This is a genomic window from Corynebacterium sp. HMSC076C10, assembly GCF_001812455.1.
GTDB classification, from domain to species: domain Bacteria; phylum Actinomycetota; class Actinomycetes; order Mycobacteriales; family Mycobacteriaceae; genus Corynebacterium; species Corynebacterium jeikeium_D.
Genome location: NZ_KV809094.1, coordinates 78,917 through 105,164 on the forward strand (window position 1 = coordinate 78,917; position 26,248 = coordinate 105,164).

A 26,248-nucleotide genomic window follows, 5' to 3' on the forward strand; every position below is an offset into this window, starting at 1 on the left:
TGGCCCTGATTGTCGCAACCGGTTGTATGACCGAGTAGAGTCATAGCTCATGAGTGAGAATTCCGTGCCTGCTTCCCAGACCGAACGCCGACTTGTCCACGCGGCCGATATTCAGATTGCGCAGGCACGAATTTCTTCGGTTATTGCGGCCACTCCGCTGCAGTTCAGCCCACGTCTTTCCGAAATCACCGGCGCTAAGGTATTCCTCAAGCGGGAAGACCTCCAGGACGTGCGCTCGTACAAGATTCGCGGTGCCTACAACGCCATGGTTCAGGTTACCGACGAAGAGCGAGCAGCAGGCGTCGTTGCGGCATCTGCAGGAAACCACGCTCAAGGCGTGGCATATGCCTGCCGCCAGCTGGGTATTAAGGGGCGCATCTATGTGCCCAATGCCACGCCGAAGCAGAAGCGCGACCGTATCGCTTACCACGGCCGCGATGCCGTTGAGATTGTCGTTGTCGGGGACTCCTTCGATGAGGCCGCTGCTGCGGCGCGTGCTGACGCACAGCGCACTGGTGCCACCATGGTGGAGCCATTCGACTCCTTCAACACCATCGTCGGACAAGGCACTGTCGCAGCTGAAATTATTGCGCAGCTCTCCGGTCAGGGGTTGACTCTGGATACCATCTGCGTACCGGTCGGTGGCGGTGGTCTGCTCAGCGGTGTCACCTCTTACCTGTCGGATATGTCGCCGAACACCCAGGTCATGGGTGTGGAACCTGCGGGTGCGGCCTGCATGCGCGCAGCCCTGGAGAACAATGGCCCGATTACGCTGGGGCACACCGATCCGTTCGTCGATGGCGCCGCGGTGGCCCGTTTCGGTGACCTGCCATGGCACATCCTGGAGGCCAACCGCAACCGCGTTCATCCGATGATTGCGCCGGAGGGCGCGGTCTGTGAGGCGCAGCTGGATCTCTATCAGAACGAAGGGATCATCGCTGAGCCGGCCGGTGCGCTGTCTGTGGCAGCTCTGGAGCAGATGCAGTTTGAACCGGACGAGGTTGTTGTCTGCATCATCTCGGGCGGTAATAACGACGTGCTGCGCTATGCCGAGATCATGGAGCGCTCGCTGGTCTACCGCGGCCTCAAGCACTACTTCCTGGTCAACTTCCCGCAGAAGCCCGGCCAGCTGCGTATGTTCCTCAGCGATGTTCTCGGCCCGGATGACGACATCTCGCAGTTCGAGTACCTCAAGCGCAACAACCGCGAAACTGGCGCGGCTCTTGTCGGTATTGAGCTACGTCGTGCCTCTGACCTCGAGGAATTGCTGGCACGCATGGATGCCTCGCCGCTGAAGTGCCGCCGACTGGTACCCGGCACACCAGAGTATGACTTTTTGACCTAGACTTGCTGGGTCCAGCTGGGAAACCTCCGAGGAAGTCCTCCCAGCTCCGTTAATTAAATGAATCTTTTCGAGCAAGCTTTGTAGCGAAGGGGAGCGTCCACCCACTATGACTGGGGCAAGCAGTGTCGACCAGGGTGTCCGAGTGGAAAATACCGTGATTGTCGAAATGTGGCTGGCTGCCGCAGAGCAGGACCTGGCCACCCGGATTCCGGGTCTGCTGGAATCCGCCACACAGGCCAAAGTTGAGCCACTGTTTGTCTGGTCAGGGCTGGCGATGGACGAGGTTGAGCGTATCGACCGCTTCCTGGGAACGCTCCTGGCCCATCATCTGGTGGGTGGTACTGCTGCCGATATTGAAGCTGCGAAGAGTGTCGTTGACAATCACCCGCTGGTCACCCTTGCCTCGCTGGTAGGACGCGCCGCGCGTGTTGCGTCGGCAAGCGAAATGTGGCTGGACTGGCCAGCCGCTCTGCAGCTGGATCCAGACGCTGACACTACCGGCGCGCTCATCGAGCACCTCGCCGCCGCAGTGCCGACAATGCTGGCCAATGCTGGTTTGCCTAACGACGTCGACAGCAGCCAGGCCGACGCGGATCCGCTGCAGCGGGCAGCGCAGGTGCTTCTTCTGCACGCGGGTGTGCAGCTATCAGTGATGCCACTGATTATCGAGCGCTGTGAGGATCTTGCGGGTGTATCGGAGCTATCCGACCCTTCATCAAATGACTTGGTACAGGCGCTGTCGAAGGTTCATCCGCTGCTCGAGGAGCTGCTGACCGAAATCGCAGAGGCGGAAGATGGTGTCTACCCGCTGGCGCTGCGTCAGTTGGCCAGGACGGCACCTCGTCAGGCGCACAAGTTGTTTAAGGCAACCCTCGGCTATGCCATTGCCACCGCCGCTGATCCGGCCAACTGGGAGGCTCGGGAAGAACTCGGCCAGCTCGATGCGGGGCTGCCGCCTATTCTGGTGGCCGCTGCGCGTGAAGAGCTGCGTATGCGTCCGGCGGGTACTGCGAATCGTCGTGAAGCGGTGGGCGTGGTGGCAACGACCGGCCGCCCGCAGCTGTACTTCGATGAGCTGACGCAGACCGTTGGCGTACAGCTACCGACGCCGCTGGATCCGGCGGGACGGACCTGGCGTGTCACCTTCGGCGGCACGGTAGCAACGACGCCGGTGGTGGGCCTGCAGGATTCGCTGCCGCGTCCAGTGGTGACCATCGATGAGCCGGTGCGCGATGTGCTGGTGGAAATCGGCGATGAGAAGCACTGGCGAGTCCCCGCGATTAGCACTGAGGACCCGATTCTCATTTTCGGTGCCGACGGTCAGTCAGTCACAGACAAGGTCTCGCTACACTCGACGTCCGCTACGGTGGTCTACCCGGTTGATGCCACGCTCGTTGACCCCGTCACGGGTGCTGAGGTGCCATTGCTATCGGACCCGCGCCCATTTAACTGGGAGTTGTGGCAAGTCGCTGAGATCGATCTTCGCGATGTTCATGCAGTTCAGGTTCGTCGGTCTGGGGCGGCCGGCGAGGTTCGGTCGGCATCCCCGCAGCGTCAACCGCGAATGACCATGCCTCACGCGCGTCTCGACGGCACGGTGTCTGCCTACGGCACCCCGGTTTACGCCGGTGGTCCGGTCGCTGTGTTCCCGCCGACGCTGTCCGGTAAGGACGAGTCCTGGCGTGCTATCGTCACCGATTTTGGTGGATATGGTGCGTTTACCACGGATTCCGTCATGGTCTATGACCTCGAGGTACCCGCCGCGGGTGGCGAGGTTGAGATTCTTACCGATGATGATTATCCGTGGGTCGGCGAGTTCGTGGTTCGTCTGGTCAATCCGCGTGGCCGCAGCTTCCAGAAGCACTTCGCCATTGCGGAGCAGGCGGACCTCACGATTACTTACAGCGGTGGTGGTGACGGCTTCCGCATCCCAACCATCGACGGGCTGAGCCCCGCTGACATCCGCGTTGTTTCCGGTGACAAGCCGCTTGACGCCGAGCCGGCTATCGTGCGCCTCGGGGCGGACGAAGTCACAGGTACCGTCGAGCTTTCCACCGAGGAGGGCGCATGGCTGCAGTTGCAGGTCACGCCAGGCACGCTGCAGTTTGAGGTTCCGCTTGCCGACGAATCCGTCGCCCGCCGCACCACTACATTGGTCACCCGCCCGAAGCGTGTCGATGCCTTCGGCAAGATTGTCGTCAATGCCCCGGGCGAGTTGCGCCATGCGCATGTTGCAGTTTCCAGCGGTGAGCGCGACATCTGTCGCGTCCCCATCAAGCGTTTCGGCGATACTGGCTACGCGGAGTTCGGCAAGTTTGCAGACCGTATCTCCCTACTGAAGGCTCTGCGCATCAGTTTGGACTGGACACGTGTGACGGGACGGAAGCGCCTGTCTGTACCACTGGTGGAGGCTTCCTCCCGAGATGCCATCCGCCAGATTGCCTTCAACGATGAAGCCACTGACATCATCGAGGTTGATGTCGCTGACGATGTTTCGCACTTGCCGATGACCCTGTGGCTCTGGGCCGCCGGTCAGCCGTGGCGCGAACCCGTCGCCTTGGAAGTCGTGGAGGGCGAATGCGAGCTTCCCGACGAGCTCCGCGGCCTCGGCCCATTCGTCGCGCAGGTGACTCTCGGTGTGGAAAAGGAACGCCACCCGCAGTGGCCGGCGGCCGGGTCGACCATTCTGAATCATGTCGATGATGCAGAGGCTATCGACCTCGATGGCGAGGACACCGATCCCGTTGCTCGCGCGCAGGAACTGTGGGGCGAGCTAAATCAGGATCAGCTCGCACGTTTGTGGACGCTACTGGCGACCTTGCGCGCTGGTCGTGCAACCGACATGGCGCAGGCGAATCCGCTGCTGGCCGCACCTAGGTTGGGTGCGATCTTGTGTGCCGAACCACGCGCCGGACTGGCAGCGTTGAACCGTTCAGTCATCGCGCTCGACGATCAGCCGGGTATGTTTATCGCCTCCGGACTCGTGCTGGGAGACTTCAGCGCTACTAAGCCAGTGCCGGGGCGTCGCCGTGTGCCGTGGCTCGGTGCATTGGCAGCATTAGCGGATCTCACTGATGAGAGCGTGGACCGTTCTCGTCAGCTGGATTACCTGCGCACAACTGGTGGCCAGGGACTGCTGGACATTGCTGCCAGCGGCCAGGACACCACCCTGGAGTCCGCTACTATCGACCAGAGCTCGGTGCAGATTACCTCGCTGCCGGAAGCACAGGCCAGCGCTATTCTGTCGCAGGTCTTTGATCCTTACCGCATGGTCCCGGGCCCGCTGACCGACGATGACGCTCGTTTCACGGCAATCTATGAAGTGGTACGCAATCGTGCTGAGATTGTGGAATCCGGTGTCATGACCCAGCTTGCCGCCGCCTCTCGGGTGTTGTTTAAGACGGTATCGAAGGCGTCTCCACGACTGCGCAAGGCGGTCAATGTGCGCTTCCACAAGCTCGACGGCATCGATGCGGATGATCCTTCGCTGCACTGGACTCTGGTGCCGGGAACGTCACTGCTTATTGCAGTGGCTGCCCGCGTATTGGCTCGTACTCAGGCTGAGAACTCTGATGCCAGTGTCGCCGCTGTCCGTGAGCTGATTCCGATGTGGGCTCAGCTGGCGGACCTGGTTCCGACGTTGGTGATGAGCGATATTCTCATCGCAGACGCGTTGGTGGCTCACGTCCTCCACGGTGATGTCACCGAGTTGCCGTGGCCAGCACCCGAGTCGGGTGCGGCGGATGAGGAAGAGTCCGGCACCGAGGCTGAAAATCCGGCTGACTAGCTGAGCGAGACGACAGCGTAGCCCCACGCTGGAAGCGAGATTTCGGGACCAGCAGCTTCGTCATTGACGATGCTGGCTGCTGCGTCCTCAAAAGTGTGTAGCAGGTGGGCGGAACCGAACTCGGAATCCAGGCTGACGCTGGTTTCGGCGTCGGAGAAATTCGCAACCAAAGCGACAGTTTCAAAGGCATCCGAGTTTCGGGCACCCATTTCGCGCTCATCCTGGCTGCGCACAACGACGAGGCAACGATTGTCCCCGTCATACTCAGTCACTACAGATGCCGACCACGGAGTGCGAAGCGACGGGTGTGACTTCCGCAGCGCGAAGAGATCGCGGTAGGCCGCCAGAATAGTGGCGTGCGAGCCCTCCGAGACCTCCTGCCAATTGAGCTTCGAGCGGTTAAAGGTCTCTGGATCCGATGGGTCGGATACCTCCTTCGGATCCCACCCGGCACGGGCAAACTCACGTAGGCGTCCCTCGCGCGTGAGCCGCTGCAGCTCCGGATCTTCATGGGAACAGAAGAAAGCAAACGGGGTAGAGGCGCCCCATTCCTCACCTTGGAAAAGCATCGGGGTGAAAGGACTGCAGGCGATAACTGCTGCCTTTAGAACCTGCTGCGCCGGAGTGAGGTTCATCGACGGACGATCACCGACAGCGCGGTTTCCCGTTTGATCATGTGTGGTCGTGTACGTTACGAAAGCATGCATGGGCTGTACAGACAGGTCGAAGAGACGACCATGAGTGCGACCACGGAACGTCGACATTGTGCCCGTATGCCAGAAGCCAGTTTCCAAAGCACTAGCTAGCGCTTCCACCGACCCAAAGTCTGAGTAGTAGGCGTGGTCCTCGCCAGATACTAGCGTGTGCAGTGCATGGTGGACGTCATCATCCCACTGAGCGTTGAGGCCAAAGCCACCAGCGGCGCGCGGGCGGACCAAACGCGGATCATTCTGGTCGGACTCTGCAATCAAAGAACGCGGAATACCAGTCTCGGCTGCGACAGTGTCTGCGACAACCTGCATCTGCTCCAGAATGTGGAATGCGCCCTCGTCATGCAGGGCATGGACTGCGTCCAGACGAAGACCGTCGACGTGGTAATCCACCAGCCATTGGCGCACTGCATCCAAAATATACGCACGCACCTCATCAGAGTTGTCGCCAGTGAGATTGACAACCTCACCCCAACCCGTCGAACCACCAGCGGTGTAGGGACCGAAAAACCCCACATAGTTGCCGTCTGGGCCAAAGTGGTTAAAGACCACATCCAAGATGACAGCCAAACCCTTTCGGTGGCACGTATCAACTAGCTTCTGTAGACCCCGCGGGCCACCGTAGCCCTCGTGCACGCTGTGCCAGGACACACCGTCATAGCCCCAATTGCGGTCACCGCCGAAAGGCTGCACTGGCATCAGCTCAATGTGTGTTACCCCCAGCTCAATCAGGTGGTCTAGATGTTCCACCAAACCTTCGAAATCACCAGAATCGCTGAAGATGCCCACATGCAGCTCATAAATCAGACCGCCTGGCAGAATCCGGCCCGACCAGGCCGAGTCCTTCCACTTATAGGCACCCAGGTCAACGACCTCGGAGAAACCATGCGGACCATCCGGCTGGGACTGGGAACGCGGATCCGGCAGCGGTATTGTCCAGTCACCGACAGCGGGGGAGGAGTGGTCCCCCGATTCGTCGTCAGGCGCGCCGTATCCCGCATGTGCCCGCAGCGAAAAGGCGTAGCGATCCCCCGGTGTGCGAGCCACATCAGCTTCAAACCAACCAGAGTTGGCGCCGTAGTCATCGGTCGCGTCAGCGATGGGATGCATATCAAAAATCGCCGGCGCGTCAGGATTGCCCAACAGCAGACGAACTTCGGAAGCGTACGGGGCCCAGACTCGGTAGTTGCTCATGGGCACCATGGTAGGTCAGTCAGCGGATTGGCACAGGGAAACGTTTTCGAACACCGCGGATTCGAGGGGAGTCAAAGGTGAGGTCGAGAAAAGTACCGAGCGGCGGTGATTGGGTGTGCACTAAGCCCATAGGCAACAATGGACACTATGACCACCGAGCCATCCACTTCGACCGAAGCGACGCAGAATCAGCGTGACATCGAGCTGATTGTCCCCGCCGACGGTGACATCGTCACGAATGAAATCGAGATTAAGAAATCTCGCTTCATTACGTGGATCGCGCGTGCCGACGACGAAGACAGCGCCCGAGAGGTCATCAATTTGGCCAAGGCGGAGTACCCGGATGCTCGCCACCACTGCAGCGCATACATTCATGAGGTCGTCGGAGGGAATCGGGTGGAGCGATCCTCAGATGACGGTGAACCTGGTGGCACGGCAGGGCGCCCGATGCTCGATGTGCTCCAGGGCTCTGGAATGACGAATGTCACCGCCGTAGTGATCCGCTATTTTGGCGGCATCAAATTAGGCACGGGTGGGCTTGTGAGGGCCTATTCGGATTCGGTCTTAGAGTGTCTAGAAAAAGTCACGCGCATGCGACGCGTGCAAAGAGCCTTGAGGGTAGTGAGTGTCTCCGCCGCAGATGCCGGTCGCATCGAAGCGGAATTGCGTGCTCGTGGTTATGAGATCGTGGAAACGCGGTGGGGCCAGAACGTGGAGTTTTCCATCGCGGTGACTGCCGATGGGATTGCCCAGCTTGACGGCGAAATGCAGGCGCTGACTAAGGGAGCTAGCGAGCCGTCTACGGACGGTGGCGAAATCTGGTGGGAGCTGCGCGCTTAACAGCCACTAACCCTGGTTCGGGGATTCCTCGCCGTTGTGTGCGCCGCGATGGCGCTTGAGAATTTCCACCAGCTCGTCCTTATTTTCCGCAATCTTTTCTGGCCGACCGAAGACGCAGACTGCCGCGACAGTAGCACCGTCTTCCTCCACTGCGATAGAGACACCGTCAACGCCACCGCCTTCGGCAATACCCGGGGCAGCACAGACGCCGGTCTCTGCGATTTCCCCGGCCTGGCGGAGGAAATCATCCACATAGACCTGGTCTTCCGGCCGCGCGGAGTTCAGGTAGGACCACAGTTCGCGCTTCTCAAACCGACTCATCAAAACCCAACCTGCAGAGGTGCGCAACAGCGAGCGCGGCAGGAAGTTCTCCGTCAGGTACTGGTAGCGCATGGATTCACCGACGGTTTTGAGGTAGAAAAGCTTGCCACCAACCGGCAGCGCCAGCACGGTAATCAAGCCAGTTTCGTTGTGAATCGCCTCGAGCTCAGCCGTCGGAACGTTGACCATGCGACGACCGGCCATGACATTGAGCAGAAACGGCGCCATGCCGAGCGTGTAACGCTTGTTGGACTCGTCAAGGTAACCTGTCACAGTCAGACCGTTGACAAGGCCCTGCGTGGTACTGAGCGGATAGTTCAGCGTGTGGGCGATGTCAGTGAGGGTTAGACCTTCGTTAGAGCGCGCAACGAGTTCGAGGATCGCCGCAACGCGGTCGACCATGCGGTGGCGGGGGCGGACAGTTTCTGTCATAGGACTAACACTAGCAATCAACCTACGCCATTGTGTTAATTACCTACCCAAATAGGAATATCTAGCAGGTTTGCTATAGCTGTAGAAATTTTTCCCGAATTGTACGCCCTATCGACCTATGCGATGCGTCAGGGCGACCAGAACGCTCTAATATGTACTCCATGAGCTATCTTCAGCCCCAACCTCAGAACCCCATTGAGCTCCGCAAGAACGCGGTGCGAAAGTACTCCCGCAATGCCGTTGTATGGGCAGGCAGTGGTGTCGTCGGCGGTGCAGTGCTCGGACTTCTAGCCGGAAGCATGTCTCTATTCCTCATCCTGGCAGTAGTCGGCCTGGTCGGTGGTTTTCTCAATTGGCAAAAGGTTCAGCGGATTGTGAACTACAAGGATCCGCAGTAAATGCCTGCTCAGCAGCAATTGTCTACCGAGCCAGTGCGTATTGATGCCTGGATTTGGGCGGTCAGGTTGCTGAAAACTCGCTCATTGGCCGCAGATGCGTGCCGTGGCGGCCACGTCAAAGTCAACGGCGAAGCCGTGAAACCCTCAGTTCTGGTCGTTCCAGGGGATAGAGTGCGACTGTGGGCAAACCACCGCGAACACATTGTTGAGGTCACCAAGACGGTGAAGAAGCGGGTCGGAGCTCCGGTGGCCAGGCAGTGCTATATCGACCACTCTCCGCCGCCGCCCCCGAGGGAGATTCTCGCATCGATGCCGACGCGCGACCGCGGTGCCGGGCGGCCTACGAAGCGCGATCGCCGTCAGCTCGATCGTCTTCGGGGACGTCGCTCATAGGCATCCCGGCCTCCGCTAGTTGCTGCAACCGTGCGCGCAAACGGGCTGGTCGACGCTTCGGGTTATGGCTGGTATCTGCAGTGGCCTTGATGTGCTTTTCACCGCGAGCCGCTAGTAGTAGGTCATCGATAACACGCACATGGCCTGGGTTAAAGCGGTACTTCATAGCCTTGCTTACCGCGCTGAGGCGCTGCGGATTAAGTAGCTCTCGCAGCTGCCCGACAGTGCGAATGCCATTGCGCTCCAGCAGTTCTTCTGCCCAGCCGTAATGTTCTGATTTCGATCGGGGCGCATCTGGAAGCAGCATCGTCAGCACGCCGGGTAGGGTTTCCTCAGTCACCACAATGTCATCGGCTGTGGTCTTTGCCGGAGCTGAGGGCTGTTTGCCCTCTCCCTGCGCGGAATCGTCCGGCGTGGATTCCTCCAGCACGGCAACGACTTGGTCGAACTGCTGATCCGCGAGCTCAATAAGGCCAGCGGCCAGCGCAAAAGCTCGATCAATCCGCGGGTCTGTCGCTCCCTCAGGGGCCTTGTAGCGAATATCGTGCTCAAATTCCGCCCACGCATGCTGCAGCACAGTGCGCAGTTGCACCTCAAACTGCATATCCGCATATGGAGCTAGCTCTGACGGCGCCGCCGTCGACACCTTGCAGATCAAGTGCTGGGAGCCGTATCCCAACCGGCCGCTGATTCGTGTCTCCGCGGTTTTGTCAATCCTCCGCAGCACAGTCAGCGAATCTCCCAGCGCATCCATAATCGCGGGAATCTCCGTCGAATGGTACGTGGTTACACGCACACCGATGATGTCGTGGATACCGTGCCACGGGTCAGGGTAGACGTAGCTGCCATCCGCTTCACGACGCAGGGCCTTCTGCCGCAATGAGCGGAAGGACTTCACCCGCGCCGTGACATTGTCGAAGGCCAAACCGGCATCGGAGAGAATCTCTTTAATCGCATCGACAAAGTCCTGCGCGGCAGTGGGGTGTCGAGTTGCCCACGAGTCGTACTTCGACTGCAGCGCACGTGTAACCTCTCGATCCTCCGCCAACTGAGCCTTGCGGGTCTGATCGCGGGAACCGTCGGCAAGCGAATCCTTCATGCGCTTAGTCGTCATCGTCCTCGCGTACCAGCAGTGCTACTGGGAAGGAGCTGAACAGAGAAGCCACGGTGATGGTGCCCGACCAGGTATGGCCGGTGAAACGGTCGGTCCAGAATCCCTTGGGAAGTGTCACTGTAGTGTCGCCCCAACCGCCTTCGCGCTGCAGTCCCAGCGGACGGCGCGTCACCAGCGCGATAACATCTTCCGGCTCGCCCTTCGGTCCACGCGCCGCGCCGACCAAATGACGCTCGCCGACACCCACGGCGAATACTGGCTGGTAGGCACCGCCAACGAAGGACTCCGGGCGTTCCGCACGCAGCTTCACGCCGTGGTGAGTCACCATCAGCTTTGCGACGTCCGCATCGGCATCCGTAAAGTCCTCCGGCAGCTCAGCGGGGTGCTCTGGACTCTTAGTCACCGACGTGACCTCATCGCGGGCGACCTTATCCAGCGCCGCGACGCGCGCATCGTAGTCGACGAAGCGGCGGTTGTCGGGATCGACCAGGGAGTCCTCTGTGAACTCCGTCCCCTGGTAGGTATCGGGGATGCCGGGGCCGACAAGCTGGAGGAGCTTGCGCGACAGAGACGTGGTCAGGGCAGCTGGCGCAATGGAGCGGACGAACTCTGTGATGGAGTCGGTCAGGGGGCCGTCGAGAAGCGCGTCAATCCAGCTGCGGATGCCGAGTTCGAACTCCTCGACCGGCTCCGTCCAGGAGGTGTGCACATCTGCCTCGCGGATGGCCTTAATGGCGTAGTCGTGGAGGCGTTCGCGCAGTTCATCGGTAATCACGCCGTCGGTCGGCCAGACTCCGATGATGTTCTGCAGCAGGAAGTAGCCGGTGGCATCGTCCGGGGCGGGGGTGATGGCCATCCAGTTGCGGACATTTTCAGCCCAGTCGCCGGAGACATCGGAGAGCTGGAGAATGCGGGCTCGGACATCTTCGCCGCGCTTGGTGTCGTGCGTGGACAGCGTGGTCATGGTTCGTGGCCAGAGGCGAGCACGTTCCGACTGCAACAGGTGGAACTCCGCCGCCGACATGCCGTAGCGACCCAAATCACCGCCGACTTCGTTCAGGCTGATCAGGCGGCAGGCGCGGTAGAAGGTGGTGTCTTCGACACCCTTTGCCATGACCGCACCACAGACCTGCGCGAACCGCGTGGCGGCCTCACCACCGGCTACCAAACCTGCCGAAATGAGGTCGAGGGCAAAGACACGCGAGGGGAAACGCGCTGCCATTTCACCAATGACCGTGGAAGCCACTCGGGACAGGGAGACATAGTCCGAACGGTAGACAGGCATGGCAGCGACCAACTTACAGATGGTGTCGATAAGTACCTCATCGCTGACGCTGGTACCGCTGATAGACCAGTTATCGCGGCGCAGGGCACGTGCTAGACGACGGACTTCTGCAGCCAACTCGTGTGCTGCGACATCGTGCTTGAGCGCCTGCGCAGTTGCCTGCATGGCAGTCTTGTCCCAGGTTGAACCGGACTGCTGCAAAGCCAACATGCTCATGGCGTCTCGGGAGTCGCGGTTGACGAAGACATTGTCGAACTCACGCAGGGCATCGTAACCCGTGGTGCCGTCAACCTGGAGCCTCGGATCCAGTGGCTCTTCGGCACCCAGAATCTTCTCGATAACCAGCCACTTGTCATCGCCGAGTAGACGGCGCAGCTCACTGAGGTATCCGAATGGGTTGCTGAGGCCATCCGGGTGGTCAATGCGGACACCGTCAATGATGTCCGCTGCCAGCAGCTCGCGGATGATGCGGTGTGTGTGCTCGAATACCACCGGGTTTTCCTGGCGGATGCCGGCCAGACCGTTGACGCTGAAGAATCGACGGTAGCCAATGACCCCGTCCTTCCAGTACATCAGGCGATAGGCCTGGCGATCATGTACTTCCTGCGGGGTGCCGTCCTCGGTGCCCGGGCGCACCGGGAATGCATTGTCGTAGTAACGCAGAAGTGGCTCGTCACCAGACGTGTCGAGCTCCAGCTTGTCGATATCCTCCGGGGAGCCCAGAATCGGCAACCCCATCTTGCCGTTGGCACCGTTGTCCTCGTGCCAGTCGATATCGAAGTATGGCTCGAACTGAGAATCCTTGCCATAGGTCAGAACGTCCCACCACCAGGCATTGAGCTTGGGCTCCTCAACACCGAGGTGGTTCGGTACCAGGTCGATAATGATGCCCAGACCGGCCTTGTGCGCCACCTGCGCGAGCTTCTGCAGCTCTTCCATGCCGCCGAGCTCCGGGTTCACCGTCGTCGGATCGATGACATCGTAGCCATGGTTAGACTCCGGTACGGCGGTGAGGATAGGCGACAGATACAGATGTGAAATTCCGAGGTCTGCCAAGTAGCCGACCTGTTCAGCCGCGTCAGCGAACGTGAAAGCGCGCCCGTTTGGGTCGGCCTTGGGGCCACGGAGTTGGAGACGGTAGGTGGACGTAATTGGTCGGCGACTCATGTTCCCCTTTATACCGCCGACCAGGAAAAGCTGCTGCCTGACCGCTGTGGCAGCAGCTAGCCCCAGAGTCTGCGCCCGCCGTCCGAATGCGAATTTCTTCTCGTGAACGTTGCCTAGAAGGGTGGCATTCCGTCATCGCCCGGCAGGGAAGTAGAACCGAACAACGGAACCGACTCACTGGAGTTGTCCCCGGCACTGGCGCTAGGTGTTCCTTCCGCAGTGTCTCCTGCTTCGGACGCGCCATCCTCTTCCGGATTCAGCCCGAGTGCGGTGAAGAGCTCCTTCTCAGTCCAAATCTGGATTTCCTGGCCTTCGGCCTGCAGCTGTCGAGCCCTCTTCTCCTTCGACGTCACCGAATCCCACGGACCGGCGACCAAAATGGTCGTTTTCTTCGTGACACCCTTATTGATATTCGCACCTGCAAAGGCGATCTTATCCCACAGAAACCCCTTGTCATACGGTGCAAAATCGCCGGTCAGTGTCACCCGCTGCTGGTACAGCAGGCCGCTTGGATCCGCGTCCGGATTCGGGTCTGGAATGGTGTCCGGTGTCTTGGCCGCATCCCATTTCGCATTGCGACGCGGCCGACGTGACGGCGCGGAACTGCCGGACTGCGCACCAGCACCAGTGCCCGCGTTGGTCCCGGCACCAGTGCTGGCGACACCGGACGGGTCATAGCGCACCATCCGCACTCGTCCACTGCCAATCTGGCCCAAGCTCAGCGAGACCTTCTGGCTCAAATCAGCCACCGATGTCGCGCGCTGCTGCTCCATCAACCACAGCGCTACCTCAGCACATGCGACCGCATCCGCCGTCGCATCATGATGATTCTCCAGCGACGCCCCCGCGGCCTCCGCCAACGTCGGCAGCTTCAAATTGGGCAGCCCCAACTGCATCTGCCGAGCCCACATATAAGTACACGCAAAATTCAACTTCGGTGCTGGAATGCCTTCCGCCCGGCACGCCCGCGACAGGGCAGTGAAATCAAACCGCGCATTGTGAGCAACTACGTCCAAATCCCCAACGACGTCAATAAACTTCGCCAGCTGCTCCGGAAATGACGGCTCACCGGCCACATCCGCCGCCGTGATGCCATGAATCGCGACATTGGCTTCATCAAAATACTCCAGCCCCTTTGGCGGACGGCACATCCAGGAATAACGATCCGTCACCTTCCCGCCACGCACGACCGCAACACCAAGCTGAATAATCGAGCCGGTGTCTTCGTTCGCTGTCTCTACATCGAACGCCGCAAACGGTGCGATGTCTGACACCGCAACCTCATCCCCAGTAGGAAGCGGTGCAAAAGGCACAGAGTGCTTTACGACGTCGCCCGCGCCCTCAACCACACTCACGCCTTCGGTGACCGCCGCGCGCTGTGCCACCCACGGCATCAACGTGGAAGTAAAAGCATCTGCTGAGTTGTAGAACTCAGGATTCTTGGCTATCTCCGCCACGAGGTCTGCCAGCAACTGCGCTGCTGCCTGACGATGAGGCATCACACGGGCCTTTGGCAAAGCTACCCCGAGGTCTACCGTGCCGGGGAAAAAGCGGTTGGCCGGAGTGTAGACACCGTTTTTACTTGCCGATGCGACCTCGGCAACGTCGGCAAGCGGGAGGGGCTTCGCGGGGGCGGTGCTAGCCGTGTTGATGGTGTGGGTAAGGCGGAGCCCATCTGCGGTAATAGTCACCGTGTCGCCGGTGAGCTCGAAGACGACGGCGGGCTCGGAGGATGGCGTGGTCGTAGTCATGCACTAGATGGTAGCGCCGATGGCGGATTGAGCCCCATAGAGGCTGCGGTACCTGCGGTTCTCGCCGAGTACACATGGCTTCCGACAATGTGGAAATGCCCACAAAAATAGGAATATTTATGGAGCGTTCGGACAGTGGGGGTGTCTGTACCCCTGAAAACCACATGTTTTGGGGGGTTAAATGTCCGGATGCATTTTGAGCGGGCGCTCCTTATACTTTTCGACGAACGGCGGTAACTGGTCGTTCGAGCCTTCGAGCTCAAGCGTAGGGCAAAGCGGAAACAACGTATGCCAGTGAAGCGATGAAATAAGGAGTAAACATTTTGAGCACGCATCCTGTGCACCCTGGTTCTATCTTGAACGATAATTTCCTCGAGCCGCGACACCTCTCTATCTACCGACTGGCTCTTGCCATCGGCGTGCCAAGCTCAACTCTGGAGCGCTTTCGCACCGGCCGCACTGCGGTCACTACTGACCTCGCAAATCGACTGTCCGACTACTTTGACACCGAGCCGGAGTACTGGTTGAACTCTCAGGCGGAGTTCAATATGCGCGCATCTGCGTAAGAAGACTTCACGCCAGCTCGGCTCCCGCAGTGCTGTGTTGACCCAAACCCTGTTTTGAGTTGAACTCAGAGCCGAAAAATCCCCTGTCAGTGGAAGAAAAGCCTTCCGCCGACAGGGGATTTTTGTGTAGGAACCAACCCAGGCCCAGGCCCCTACACCCAACGCGGACGCGGCTAGTGCCGCTCGATCAGCACGATGGTAGAACGGGCTGGCACGCGGAGCTCGCCTTCTGGCTCAACGATGCGTTCGCGGGTCGGGCGACCCGTAATCTCTGTGGTGTCGATGATGACTTCCCAGCTGTGTGCGTATTCGGTGCCCGGAATTTGGAACATGATGTCCTCGTGGTGGGCGTTGAAGCACAGCAGGAAGGAGTCATCTTCAATCCTGTGACCTCGGCGATCAGGCTCAGTGATGGCATCGCCGTTGAGCCAGACCATCAACGACTTGCCGAAGTCGAAGTTCCAGTCATCGGTAGTCATGACGCGACCCTCATAGGTCAGCCAGGCAATGTCACGATCGTCGGTTTCCGCACCGAGCGGGCCACCGCGCAGGAAGCGGCGGCGTCGGAAGACTGGGTGTTCCGCACGCAGCTCAGTCAGGAACTGGGTGTATTCAACCAGTTCAGAGTTGGTACGAGTCTGATTCCAGTCGACCCAGGCCAAACGGTTGTCCTGGCAGTAGACGTTGTTGTTGCCCTTCTGGCCACGTCCCATTTCGTCACCGTGGCTAATCATCGGAGTGCCCTGGGACAGCAGGAGAGTGGTCAGGAAGTTACGACGCTGGCGGGCGCGCAGCGAAATGATGCGCTCGTCGTCGGTCGGGCCTTCCACACCGCAGTTCCACGAACGGTTGTGGGACTCGCCATCGCGGTTGTCCTCGCCGTTGGCCATATTGTGCTTCTCGTTGTAGCTGACCAAGTCGTTGAGGGTGAAACCGTCATGCGCGGTCACGAAGTTAATCGACGCAGTCGGGCGGCGGTCATTGTTTGCATACAGGTCCGAGGAACCGGTGATACGTGAAGCGAACTCGCCGAGCGTGGATGGCTCACCGCGCCAGAAGTCGCGGATGGTGTCGCGGTACTTACCGTTCCATTCAGTCCACTGCGGTGGGAAGTTACCGACCTGGTAGCCACCTTCGCCGACATCCCACGGTTCTGCGATGAGCTTGACCTGGCTGACAATCGGATCCTGCTGTACCAAGTCAAAGAAGGCGGAGAGTCGATCGACATCGTGGAATTCTCGAGCCAGGGTGGAGGCCAAATCGAAGCGGAAGCCGTCGACATGCATCTCGGAGACCCAGTAGCGCAGCGAATCCATAATCAGCTGCAGCGAGTGTGGGTGGCGCACATTCAGGGAGTTACCGGTGCCGGTGTAGTCCATGTAGTGCTGGCGGTCACCCTCGACCAAACGGTAGTAGGCCTCGTTGTCGATACCTCGGAAGCAGATGGTTGGGCCCATGTGGTTGCCCTCGGCGGTGTGGTTGTAGACCACGTCGAGGATGACCTCAATGCCGGCATCGTGAAATGCGCGCACCATGCCCTTGAACTCGCTGACTGCTCCGCCTGGCTTTTGGGAAGCCGAGTAGTCCTGGTGTGGTGCTAGGAAACCGAAGGTGTTGTAGCCCCAGTAGTTGCGCAGCCCCTTTTCGCGCAGGTGGTCGTCCTGGAGGAACTGGTGGACCGGCATCAGTTCGATAGCCGTGACACCAAGGTCCTTGAGGTAGTCAATAATTGCCGGATGCGCGAGACCGGCATAGGTACCACGTAGCTCCTCCGGGATATCCGGGTGAGTCATGGTCATACCCTTGACGTGGGCTTCGTAAATCACGGTTTCGTTGTACGGCGTGCGAGGTGCGCGGTCAGCGCCCCAGTCGAAGAATGGGTTGATGACCACGGAGGTCATGGTGTGTCCCAGGCTGTCCTCGGTGTTGCGCTTCGAGTGGTCATGAATGTCATAGTTGAACAGTGATGGGTGACCGTCGAATTCGCCGTCGAAAGCCTTGGCGTATGGGTCGACCAGCAGCTTGTTGGGGTCGCAACGCTTACCGTTGGCCGGATCGAATGGGCCGTGTACGCGGTAGGCGTAGCGCTGGCCCGGCATGATAGACGGGATGTAGCAGTGCCAGATATGCGCATCGACTTCTTCCAACTCAATGCGTGTTTCTTCGCCTTCGGCGCTAATCAGACAAAGCTCAACCTTTTCCGCAACGTCGGAAAAGAGTGCAAAGTTGGTGCCAGCGCCGTCGTAGGTAGATCCGAGCGGGTAAGGCTCACCCGGCCATACTTGATAATCGCCGACTGTATTTGCTTGGTTCATGTGACTACCTTAACCGTTTTGTAAAAAACATGAGCCTTTTTCGGTCCCGTGTGGGCGCGCCATCCGTCCCATCTGTCGAGCGCACTTCGCAAAAACGACCCCCAAGGAAAAATTCGAGTCGAACGATTAAGGGCATAAACTTCGCGTGAAAATAAGTATTTAACCCTGCAAGTGGGCAATTTGACACTCTAAACGCACCTTGGCGGGCGCCGAATCCCCAATATTCGCGGTCACCAACGCGCGAAGATCCCCAAAGGCCTTTACTTTTGGAGTTATGAGTCCACGAACCATTGGTGTAACGGAAGTAGCGTTCCGAGACGCTCATCAGAGCCTCATGGCAACGCGAATGGCTATGGAAGACATGGTCGATGTCTGTGAAGAAATGGACAAGGCCGGTTTTTGGAGTGTGGAGTGCTGGGGCGGCGCAACCTTTGACGCCTGCATCCGCTTCCTTAATGAAGATCCCTGGGAGCGCCTGCGGACATTCCGCAAGCTGATGCCGAATAGTCGCCTGCAGATGCTGCTGCGCGGCCAGAATCTTCTCGGTTACCGCCACTACGAGGACATGGTGGTTGACAAGTTCGTCGAGAAGTCCGCTGAAAACGGTATGGACGTATTCCGTGTTTTCGACGCGCTCAACGACCCACGCAATCTCGAGCACGCTATGCGCGCAGTTAAGAACGTCGATAAGCATGCGCAGGGCACGATCTGCTACACGACGTCTCCGCTTCACGACGTCGACGGGTACGTGAAGCTCGCTGGTCGTCTACTGGATATGGGGGCGGATTCCATTGCGTTGAAGGACATGGCAGCGCTGCTGAAACCCCAGCCGGCTTACGACATCATCCGCGGCATCAAGGAAACGTACGGCGAGGACACCCAGATTAACGTCCACTGTCACTCGACCACCGGTGTCACGATGGTGACTTTGATGAAGGCCATCGAAGCTGGTGCGGATGTCGTGGACACGGCAATTTCGTCGATGTCGCTGGGCCCGGGGCACAACCCGACCGAGTCGCTGGTGGAAATGTTGGAGGGAACCGACTACACCACCGACCTGAACATGGATAACCTCATCACCATTCGTGACCACTTCCGCGAGGTGCGTCCGAAGTACGCAGAGTTCGAGTCGAAAACCCTGGTCAATACCGACATTTTCATGTCGCAGATTCCTGGTGGCATGTTGTCGAACATGGAAAACCAGCTCAAGGCCCAGGGTGCGGGTGACCGCGTCGAAGAGGTCATGCGTGAGGTACCGATTGTCCGCAAGGACGCCGGTTACCCGCCGCTGGTGACTCCGAGCTCGCAGATCGTCGGCACGCAAGCTGTGTTTAACGTGCTGATGGGACGCTACAAGGTTATGACGGCTGAGTTCGCTGACCTCATGCTCGGCTATTACGGGCAGTGCCCGGGTGAGCGCAACCCAGAGCTGATTAAGCAGGCAGCGGAACAGACCAAGAAGGAAGAAATCACGGTTCGCCCGGCTGATCTCCTCGAGCCAGAGTGGGACGACCTGGTCGAGCAGGCCAAGGAGCTCGACGGTTACAACGGCACCGCCGAGGACGTCCTGACCAACGCACTGTTCCCATCCGTCGCACCGGGATTCTTCACCACGCGCGGCGAAGGGCCGAAGAACGTCGGTAAGACTGCCGAACAGCTCAAGCGCGAGGCGGAGCAGGCCTCAGGTGCTGCCAATGCCATTCGCGAGCCAATTCGCTACAAGGTCACCGTTGGCGGTCGTTCGCAGACCGTCCAGGTGGAACCCGCCTAGGAACATCGGGAGAAGAGATAGCAATGTCGCAAAGTTCAGCAAACCAGCCGAATTCGGCGGATGCCGTCGCGCCGGGCGTCGATGCCTCGATGGCGGAGCGCCTGGATTATTTGGATGCTCAGCGTCGCCGTGTTGAGGCCGGTGGCGGTGAAGCCCGCCAGGCCAAGCAGCACGAACGTGGGAAGATGACTGCCCGCGAGCGTATCGACAACTTCGTCGACGAGGGCACTTTCCGTGAAACCGGGATGTTCATGACTCACCGCACCACCGACTTCGGCATGGATACTGCCGACGCGCCTGCCGACGGCGTGGTCACCGGCACTGCCGCGGTTCTCGGCCGGGCAGTACACGTGGCCTCCCAGGACTTCACGGTCATGGGTGGCTCCGCTGGTGAAACGCAGTCCCGCAAGGTTGCGGCCACCATGCGCGCTGCTGCCGACAACGGCACTCCGTTCGTTTTCATCAACGACTCCGGTGGCGCTCGCATTCAAGAGGGAATTGACTCTCTGTCGGGCTATGGCCAGGTCTTCTACAACAATGTCTGGCTTTCCGGTCTGGTGCCGCAGATTTCCATCATTGCAGGCCCATGTGCTGGTGGCGCTGCCTACTCGCCAGCGCTGACCGACTTCATCATTCAGACTCGCAAGGCACAGATGTTCATCACCGGCCCGGGCGTTATTAAGTCTGTGACCGGCGAGGAAGTCACCTCCGAGCAGCTCGGTGGCGCTGATGCGCACATGGCCAAGGCCGGCAATATTGACTTCGTTGCCGACGATGACGAGCAGGCCATCCTGATTGCGCAGAAGCTATTAAGCTTCCTGCCACAGAACAACACGGAAGAGCCACCAATCGTGGATCCGGTATTCGACGCCGAGCCGGATCCAGAGCTCCGCGACATCGTCCCCGTCGATGGCAAGAAGGGCTACGACGTCCGCGAGGTCATCATCCGTATCGCCGACAATGGCGATTTCCTCGAGTGCCAGGCGGGTTTTGCCACCAACCTGGTTGTCGGCTTTGGTCGAGTTCTGGGCCGTACCGTGGGCTTTGTCGCCAACCAGCCGAACGTGATGTCCGGTGTGCTGGACATCAATTCCTCGGACAAGGGTGCCAAGTTCATCCGCTTCTGCAATGCCTTTAACATCCCGCTGGTCACCCTGGTTGACGTTCCTGGCTTCATGCCGGGCGTCACCCAGGAGCATGGCGGCATCATCCGCCACGGCGCAAAGATGCTCTACGCATACTCCGCAGCGTCTGTGCCCAAGGTGACCGTCGTCATGCGTAAGGCCTACGGCGGTGCGTACCTGGCGATGTGCTCGAAGGACCTCGGCGCGGACTACGTATTCGCATGGCCGACCGCGGAAATTGCGGTGATGGGCGCAGAGGGTGCGGTCAACGTGGTCTTCCGAAAGGAAATTGCCGCCGCGGGCGACGAGGAAGAGCAGGCGCGCGTGCGCGACGAGCGTATCGCCGAATACAAGACACGCTTCTCGACGCCGTATGTCGCCGCCTCGCGCGGACTGGTCGACGACGTGATTGACCCGGCGGAAACCCGCCTGCGTGTGGCTGACGCACTGTCGGTTCTGCGTAACAAGCGCGAGGTTCGCCCGGCCAAGAAGCACGGATTGGGGCCACAGTAATGTCTGACGGCATCGGTGAGATTAAGGAGCTGCGAGCGCTCGTCGCTGAACTGACCGACCGGTTGGATGCGACCTCGACAAGCTTGCAGAAGGCCACGGCACGACTGAATCAGGCAGAGAGCGAGTTGGCTGAACTGCGCAAACGCGTGGACGCAGATATCCCCGAGGATACTGTCATCGCCATTTCGGCAGCGGTGTCTGCGTACCTGGGCAATCGCGGCAAGGTGAAGGCAATTCGATACAACCGCCATAAGACGTGGGCTGCGCAGGGACGCCAGATCCAGCAGCAGCGCAACCTGCGTTAGTTGGAAATTTTCGATAACCGACTTAATTGAGTCTGACTCATTGACTTTTGCTACGTGAGGATTGTTGAGCCATGAAATTGAAAGTGACTGTCGGCGGCATTGCCTACGATGTCGACGTTGAAGTAGTTGAGGAGCCCAAGCGTCTTTCGCCCATCGTGTTGGGTGGATCGTCGAGCGCTTCCGTTGAGCCGGCCACCGCTAGTGTCTCGGGTGTCTCCGCCAATTCGGTGGTGGCGCCACTGGCAGGTTCGGTCAGCAAGATTTTGGTCGAGGAAGGCCAGAAGATTGAGGCTGGGGAGGTGCTGCTCATTCTCGAGGCAATGAAGATGGAAACCGAGATTACGGCCCCGGCTGCAGGCACCGTCGGCTCTATTCATGTTGAAGTCGGCGACGCAGTGCAGGGCGGCCAGGGACTCGTCTCGATTGATTAGCCGCATTAGCCGGGGTGTAAAGATTCTGGGGTGAAGTCTTTCTAGCCCCGGTTGCTGGAAATACTTAAGGTTGCCTTAATATTTTCCTTATGAATGCCGTTCTTCTCGCCGTTTTGGTGATGCTAATCCTGGCGGTCTGCCGGGTACACGTTGTGCTAGCGCTGTTTATTGGCGCCTTAGTCGGTGGTCTTTCCGCCGGTATGGGGCTCGATGCCACAATGGTTGCCTTCCAGGAAGGCCTCTCTGGTGGTGCGAAGATTGCCCTGAGCTATGCCATGCTGGGTGCCTTTGCCATGGCAGTGGCATCCTCCGGGCTGCCCAAACTGCTGGCCGATTGGCTGATTGCCAAGATCGGCACGGAGGATGAAGGCGCTAAATCTAAGGCAGAGGCATGGACCAAGTGGGGCATGGTCGCCGGCATTTTGGCCATGGCGATCATGTCGCAGAACCTCATCCCAGTTCACATTGCGTTTATCCCGCTGATTATTCCGCCGCTGTTGCCGGTATTTAACCGCCTCAACATCGACCGTCGAATGATTACCAGTGTGATGACCTTCGGTTTGGTCACCACCTACATGTGGGTTCCGGTCGGATTCGGTTCTATCTTCCTGAACGACATCCTGCTGGGGAACATCGAGAATGCTGGCCTTGATGTTTCCAATATCAACATCATGATGACGATGGGCATCCCGGCTCTCGGCATGCTGGCCGGTCTGGCCATTGCCGTATTTTTCTCCTACCGGAAGCCACGGCATTACGAAGATCGGCCGATTGCCCAGTCCTCACACGCAGAAACCCAGTCTGACGAACCGGTGTCGAAGTACCGAGTTATCGTTGCTCTCGTTGCAATCGTGGTGACTTTCGTCGTCCAGATTGTGATGAATTCTATGGAGACCGATGCCGATCCGTTGCTGATTGGTGCACTCACTGGTCTGGCAATCTTCATGCTCACCGGTGCCGTGCGCTGGCGTGAGGCGGACGACGTGTTCACCGCCGGTATGAAGATGATGGCCCTGATTGGTTTCATCATGATTTCCGCACAGGGCTTCGCCTCGGTGATGTCGGAGTCCGGCCAGATCGAGCCGCTGGTGACCGCTACTGCAGAGCTGTTTGCGGGCAACAAGCCTGCCGCTGCATTCGCCATGCTGGTCGTTGGTCTGGTGGTCACGATGGGTATTGGTTCGTCCTTCTCGACGCTGCCGATTATCGCCATCATCTATGTGCCGTTGTGTGTATCGCTGGGCTTCTCGCCGATGGCTACCGTCGCCATCATTGGTACTGCAGGTGCTCTGGGCGATGCTGGTTCGCCGGCATCGGACTCGACGCTCGGCCCGACGATGGGTCTCAATGCCGACGGGCAGCACGACCACATTCGCGATTCGGTTATTCCGACCTTCCTGCACTTCAACCTGCCGCTGCTGGCAGCTGGTTGGGTAGCAGCTCTGGTGCTCTAGCGCCGCGGCTTGACCGTGAGTGTGATTGCTCCAGCGGGGCTTAATGACCTGCGATTCCCTTAGTCCCCGCAACCCCCGCAATTCCGGCGATAAAGAGCTCGGTTCCCAGTGCAATGCGCTGGCGGCCGAGCTCTTTTGCCTGTGCAGCAGCATCTTCAGAGGAAGTCTCGACCTCAAGATCCTTATCATCGGCGTTCTCGCCACTGGTGTCGCCCTTGTTGGAAACGCCCTTGGCGCCGTTCAGGTCAAGCGCGATGGCTGTCTGCTGGTCGACTGTCGCACCGAGAATGAAGTACACGAGGACAGACGCGGTATCAGCCGCTGAGGGGGTGTTAATGGAGGTTTCGGGTGCATTCTCCAGGGCGTCGGCAAGCAGTTGTTCGGGGCGAATCGTGGCGGTGCCCGTAGCGAGTGCGGCCGAGACGACCTCGGCGCCATCCCGATGAGCGGTGAGGCAGGAGTAGAGCAGCTCGGCGACGGCTTCGATGTCGGCACGCCAATCGCCGGTGGCGGAAAACTCTGTGCAGGGAGCCAAGATGCGGTCAGCGACGGCACCCAGCAGTGCCTGCTTGGAAGGGTAGTGCCAGTACATTGCGCCAGCGGCGGTACCCAAGTGGCGAGTCAGGCGGCGGATCGTGAGATCGCCGAGTCCGTACTCGTTGAGAATGGTAAGAGCTGCGTCGACAATGATGTCCTTGGTCAATTGCACACTGCCTACCGTAGACGAAAGAAGAATCATCTGGAAGATGCCTTAAGGCTGAGATGCGGAGCGTAAATCCGCGACACGACGGGAATTGAACCCTGTTCGACATTCTGTAGCTGCGGTATTAAGTTTGATAACTGAACAACTTCTGAAACGGTGTTCAAGTTTTATCCCCAGCCTCAAGGAGCGTCACCCCCATGACTCAACAGCAGCAGGACATTTTGGAACTCGCCCGAGAAAAGGTGCTCGGCCGCGGTGAGGGGCTGAACTATGAGGAGACCCTGGCAGTTCTCAATCTCGATGACGACAGCATCGAGGATCTGCTGGCGCTGGCTCACGAGGTGCGCTTGAAGTGGTGCGGCGAAGAGGTCGAGGTTGAAGGCATTATCTCGCTGAAGACTGGCGGCTGCCCAGAGGACTGCCACTTCTGTTCGCAGTCGGGTCTGTTCGAGTCCCCGGTGCGTTCGGCATGGCTGGATATCCCGGCGCTGGTGGACGCCGCTAAGCAGACCGCAAAGTCGGGTGCGACTGAGTTCTGCATCGTTGCTGCAGTAAAGGGGCCGGACGAGCGACTGCTCAGCCAGATGGAACAGGCCGTCGCCGCCATTCAGGCAGAGGTGGACATTAATGTGGCCGCCTCTATGGGCATTCTGACGCAGGAGCAGGTGGATCGCCTGGCCAAGGCTGGTATTCACCGCTACAACCACAACCTCGAGACCGCCAAGAGCTACTTCCCGCAGGTCGTGACCACCCACACTTGGGAAGAGCGCCATGACACCCTGCGCATGGTCGGCGAAGCCGGTATGGAGGTCTGCTGTGGCGGCATCCTGGGTATGGGAGAGACCCTTGAGCAGCGTGCCGAGTTCGCTCAGGACCTGGCAGCCCTCAGCCCGACCGAGGTGCCGATGAACTTCCTCGACCCGCGCCCGGGCACTCCGTTCGCCGGTCGCGAGCCGATGCCAGCCAAGGACGCACTGCGTGCCATCGGTGCCTTCCGTCTGGCACTGCCGAAGACCATCCTGCGTTTTGCTGGCGGTCGTGAGCTCACCCTGGGCGACCTGGGCGCAGAAAAGGGGCTGCTCGGCGGTATCAACGCTGTCATTGTCGGTAATTACCTGACCACTCTGGGCCGTCCGGCGGAGCAGGATCTGGACATGCTTGGCAAGGTACGACTCCCAATTAAGGCCCTCAATGCAACTGTCTAAGCCTCGGACATCTAGCCCGCGCTCGCCGCGGAGTAAGAAAGTCGACTCCACAGAGCTGCTCCAGGCCATGGTGCTGGGAGATGAGCCCAAGTTCGATCCTTTTACCGGCGCCGACCTCGAAGCTGGTGAAGTGCGCGAACGTTCCTATGGTGCAAAAGCTGGACTGGAGGCGCCTCGGTTCTGCCAGCTCTGTGGGCGCCGGATGGTGGTGCAGGTGCGTCCGGACGGCTGGACTGCAAAGTGCTCGCGCCACGGCGAAGTGGACTCCGTTATGTTGGAGCAGCGATAAAGGCGCTGATTGTGCTAGTGCGCCATTCGGGCACGCTAGTACCGGATGTGCGCCGTGAGGTAAGTTAGTCAACTATGACTATGAAAAATACCCGAGTCCCACACGTTGAAAAGCAGAGCGTGGCAATGGCCTCGGGTATTGTTCTCTTCTCCGTCGTAACGGGAACGATAGCCGGAGTGGCCTGGGCATTCCTACGCCCCAAGCAGCAAGTGCAAATGCTCCCGGATAACCAACTAGCGATTATTCAAGAAACCGTTGACGCTGGTTTTATTGGGCTGCTCTGGTTTGTTGCTGTCACTGCCATCAGCGGCCTGGTGCTGGGAATTACTACGTTCCGAAATCGTGCCATCACGACCCCTGTGCAGATGCTCACAGCAATTGGCTGGGCAGGTTTCTCCGCGTTGATGAGCGCAGCAGTGACGTACCTCGTCGGTCAGTCGGTTGCGGCATTGCTCCAGCCGGATCTGGCGGGAATGCAGCCGGGCGATAAGTTCTCGGTGATTCCGGACTTCAAGACCTATGTAGCGCTGCTGGTCGCGCCACTGGTTGCCATGCTCGCACTGTGGTCCCGGGTGTTGTTCCAAACGGACTTCACGGAAGGCAACGAGAGCGCTGCAGACAATGCTACGGGCGCAGATTCGGTCACTAAGTGAGACAGTGAGGTTCTGCGCGGGGGCCGTCGTAAAGCACTATTTCCTACTGAACAGGGGTAGTTATTGGGAAATAGGCTTATACAAGCCTTACAATTTTGGGAAATAGGTTCGTCTTCGATGTCAGTATTCGCCCCGATTTAGGGGCTTTTTCGATATTGAGCGACGAGCTTAGGTCTCTTGCA

Annotated in this window: 21 protein-coding genes; 14 read left to right on the forward strand and 7 right to left on the reverse strand. The window is 59.3% G+C overall.

Annotation, left to right across the window (positions count from 1 at the left end; translation table 11 throughout):
- Positions 1-49: 49 nt before the first annotated feature.
- Entirely contained in the window at positions 50-1,345 is a 1,296-nt protein-coding gene (gene ilvA / locus HMPREF2857_RS01910) for a threonine ammonia-lyase IlvA (protein WP_049190440.1), read from the forward strand.
- A gap of 106 nt (positions 1,346-1,451) precedes the next feature.
- Positions 1,452-5,132, forward strand: a complete 3,681-nt coding sequence (locus HMPREF2857_RS01915; protein WP_070642459.1) for a hypothetical protein — start codon at positions 1,452-1,454, stop codon at positions 5,130-5,132.
- Here HMPREF2857_RS01915 and treZ read toward each other — a convergent pair.
- Positions 5,129-7,045 (reverse strand): malto-oligosyltrehalose trehalohydrolase, encoded by a 1,917-nt coding sequence (gene treZ / locus HMPREF2857_RS01920; RefSeq protein WP_070642464.1) that lies wholly within the window; start codon positions 7,043-7,045, stop codon positions 5,129-5,131. The two genes, HMPREF2857_RS01915 and treZ, sit on opposite strands and share 4 nt — an antisense overlap.
- 129 nt (positions 7,046-7,174) lie before the next feature.
- Between treZ and HMPREF2857_RS01925 the strand changes: the two genes are divergently transcribed.
- Complete coding sequence (locus tag HMPREF2857_RS01925; RefSeq protein WP_016422974.1) at positions 7,175-7,876, forward strand: YigZ family protein; 702 nt, start codon at positions 7,175-7,177, stop codon at positions 7,874-7,876.
- A gap of 6 nt (positions 7,877-7,882) precedes the next feature.
- Here HMPREF2857_RS01925 and HMPREF2857_RS01930 read toward each other — a convergent pair whose 3' ends face one another.
- Complete coding sequence (locus HMPREF2857_RS01930) at positions 7,883-8,629, reverse strand: helix-turn-helix domain-containing protein (RefSeq protein WP_016422973.1); 747 nt, start codon at positions 8,627-8,629, stop codon at positions 7,883-7,885.
- A gap of 152 nt (positions 8,630-8,781) precedes the next feature.
- Here HMPREF2857_RS01930 and HMPREF2857_RS01935 point away from each other — a divergent pair, with 152 nt between their 5' ends.
- Entirely contained in the window at positions 8,782-9,027 is a 246-nt protein-coding gene (locus HMPREF2857_RS01935) for a hypothetical protein (protein ID WP_005510313.1), read from the forward strand.
- A complete protein-coding gene (locus HMPREF2857_RS10850; protein WP_080969602.1) occupies positions 9,028-9,420 on the forward strand; it encodes an RNA-binding S4 domain-containing protein in 393 nt (130 codons plus the stop codon).
- Here HMPREF2857_RS10850 and HMPREF2857_RS01940 read toward each other — a convergent pair.
- The 3 genes from HMPREF2857_RS01940 to HMPREF2857_RS01950 all read right to left on the reverse strand — a co-directional run bounded on the left by HMPREF2857_RS01940 (position 9,368) and on the right by HMPREF2857_RS01950 (position 14,737).
- Complete coding sequence (locus tag HMPREF2857_RS01940; protein WP_070642466.1) at positions 9,368-10,534, reverse strand: GTP pyrophosphokinase; 1,167 nt, start codon at positions 10,532-10,534, stop codon at positions 9,368-9,370. The two genes, HMPREF2857_RS10850 and HMPREF2857_RS01940, sit on opposite strands and share 53 nt — an antisense overlap.
- Positions 10,524-12,986: a malto-oligosyltrehalose synthase gene (treY, locus tag HMPREF2857_RS01945; protein WP_070642469.1), complete on the reverse strand. Its 2,463-nt coding sequence runs from the start codon at positions 12,984-12,986 to the stop codon at positions 10,524-10,526. The genes HMPREF2857_RS01940 and treY overlap by 11 nt, the downstream gene beginning before the upstream one ends.
- 113 nt (positions 12,987-13,099) lie before the next feature.
- Positions 13,100-14,737, reverse strand: a complete 1,638-nt coding sequence (locus HMPREF2857_RS01950; protein ID WP_070642472.1) for an exonuclease domain-containing protein — start codon at positions 14,735-14,737, stop codon at positions 13,100-13,102.
- Between the two features lie 323 nt (positions 14,738-15,060).
- Here HMPREF2857_RS01950 and HMPREF2857_RS01955 point away from each other — a divergent pair, with 323 nt between their 5' ends.
- On the forward strand, positions 15,061-15,303 hold the full coding sequence (locus tag HMPREF2857_RS01955) for a HigA family addiction module antitoxin (protein WP_005510305.1): 243 nt from the start codon (positions 15,061-15,063) through the stop codon (positions 15,301-15,303).
- Positions 15,304-15,476: 173 nt separating this feature from the next.
- On the opposite strand, the gene glgX is transcribed toward HMPREF2857_RS01955, so the two are convergent.
- On the reverse strand, positions 15,477-17,618 hold the full coding sequence (gene glgX, locus HMPREF2857_RS01960) for a glycogen debranching protein GlgX (RefSeq protein WP_049193987.1): 2,142 nt from the start codon (positions 17,616-17,618) through the stop codon (positions 15,477-15,479).
- 274 nt (positions 17,619-17,892) lie between these two features.
- On the opposite strand from glgX, the gene HMPREF2857_RS01965 reads away from it, so the two are divergent.
- From HMPREF2857_RS01965 to HMPREF2857_RS01985, 5 genes are all read left to right on the forward strand, one after another.
- A complete protein-coding gene (locus HMPREF2857_RS01965) occupies positions 17,893-19,389 on the forward strand; it encodes a methylmalonyl-CoA carboxytransferase subunit 5S (protein ID WP_070642475.1) in 1,497 nt (498 codons plus the stop codon).
- 23 nt (positions 19,390-19,412) lie between these two features.
- On the forward strand, positions 19,413-21,026 hold the full coding sequence (locus HMPREF2857_RS01970) for an acyl-CoA carboxylase subunit beta (protein ID WP_049193986.1): 1,614 nt from the start codon (positions 19,413-19,415) through the stop codon (positions 21,024-21,026).
- Positions 21,026-21,331, forward strand: coding sequence for a hypothetical protein (locus HMPREF2857_RS01975; RefSeq protein ID WP_016422965.1), 306 nt, complete (start codon positions 21,026-21,028; stop codon positions 21,329-21,331). The genes HMPREF2857_RS01970 and HMPREF2857_RS01975 overlap by 1 nt, the downstream gene beginning before the upstream one ends.
- Before the next feature lie 71 nt (positions 21,332-21,402).
- Entirely contained in the window at positions 21,403-21,762 is a 360-nt protein-coding gene (locus tag HMPREF2857_RS01980) for a biotin/lipoyl-containing protein (RefSeq protein ID WP_016422964.1), read from the forward strand.
- Between the two features lie 89 nt (positions 21,763-21,851).
- Positions 21,852-23,216 carry a Na+/H+ antiporter family protein gene (locus tag HMPREF2857_RS01985; protein ID WP_016422963.1) on the forward strand — a complete coding sequence of 455 codons (1,365 nt, stop codon included), beginning with the start codon at positions 21,852-21,854 and terminating at the stop codon, positions 23,214-23,216.
- 40 nt (positions 23,217-23,256) lie between these two features.
- On the opposite strand, the gene HMPREF2857_RS01990 is transcribed toward HMPREF2857_RS01985, so the two are convergent.
- Entirely contained in the window at positions 23,257-23,955 is a 699-nt protein-coding gene (locus HMPREF2857_RS01990; RefSeq protein ID WP_246818322.1) for a TetR family transcriptional regulator, read from the reverse strand.
- A gap of 161 nt (positions 23,956-24,116) precedes the next feature.
- On the opposite strand from HMPREF2857_RS01990, the gene bioB reads away from it, so the two are divergent.
- From bioB to HMPREF2857_RS02005, 3 genes are all read left to right on the forward strand, one after another.
- Positions 24,117-25,124, forward strand: a complete 1,008-nt coding sequence (bioB, locus tag HMPREF2857_RS01995) for a biotin synthase BioB (protein ID WP_070642478.1) — start codon at positions 24,117-24,119, stop codon at positions 25,122-25,124.
- Positions 25,111-25,413 carry a biotin synthase auxiliary protein BsaP gene (locus HMPREF2857_RS02000; RefSeq protein WP_016422960.1) on the forward strand — a complete coding sequence of 101 codons (303 nt, stop codon included), beginning with the start codon at positions 25,111-25,113 and terminating at the stop codon, positions 25,411-25,413. The genes bioB and HMPREF2857_RS02000 overlap by 14 nt, the downstream gene beginning before the upstream one ends.
- Positions 25,414-25,487: 74 nt before the next feature.
- A complete protein-coding gene (locus HMPREF2857_RS02005; protein WP_069359173.1) occupies positions 25,488-26,066 on the forward strand; it encodes a hypothetical protein in 579 nt (192 codons plus the stop codon).
- Positions 26,067-26,248: the final 182 nt, after the last annotated feature.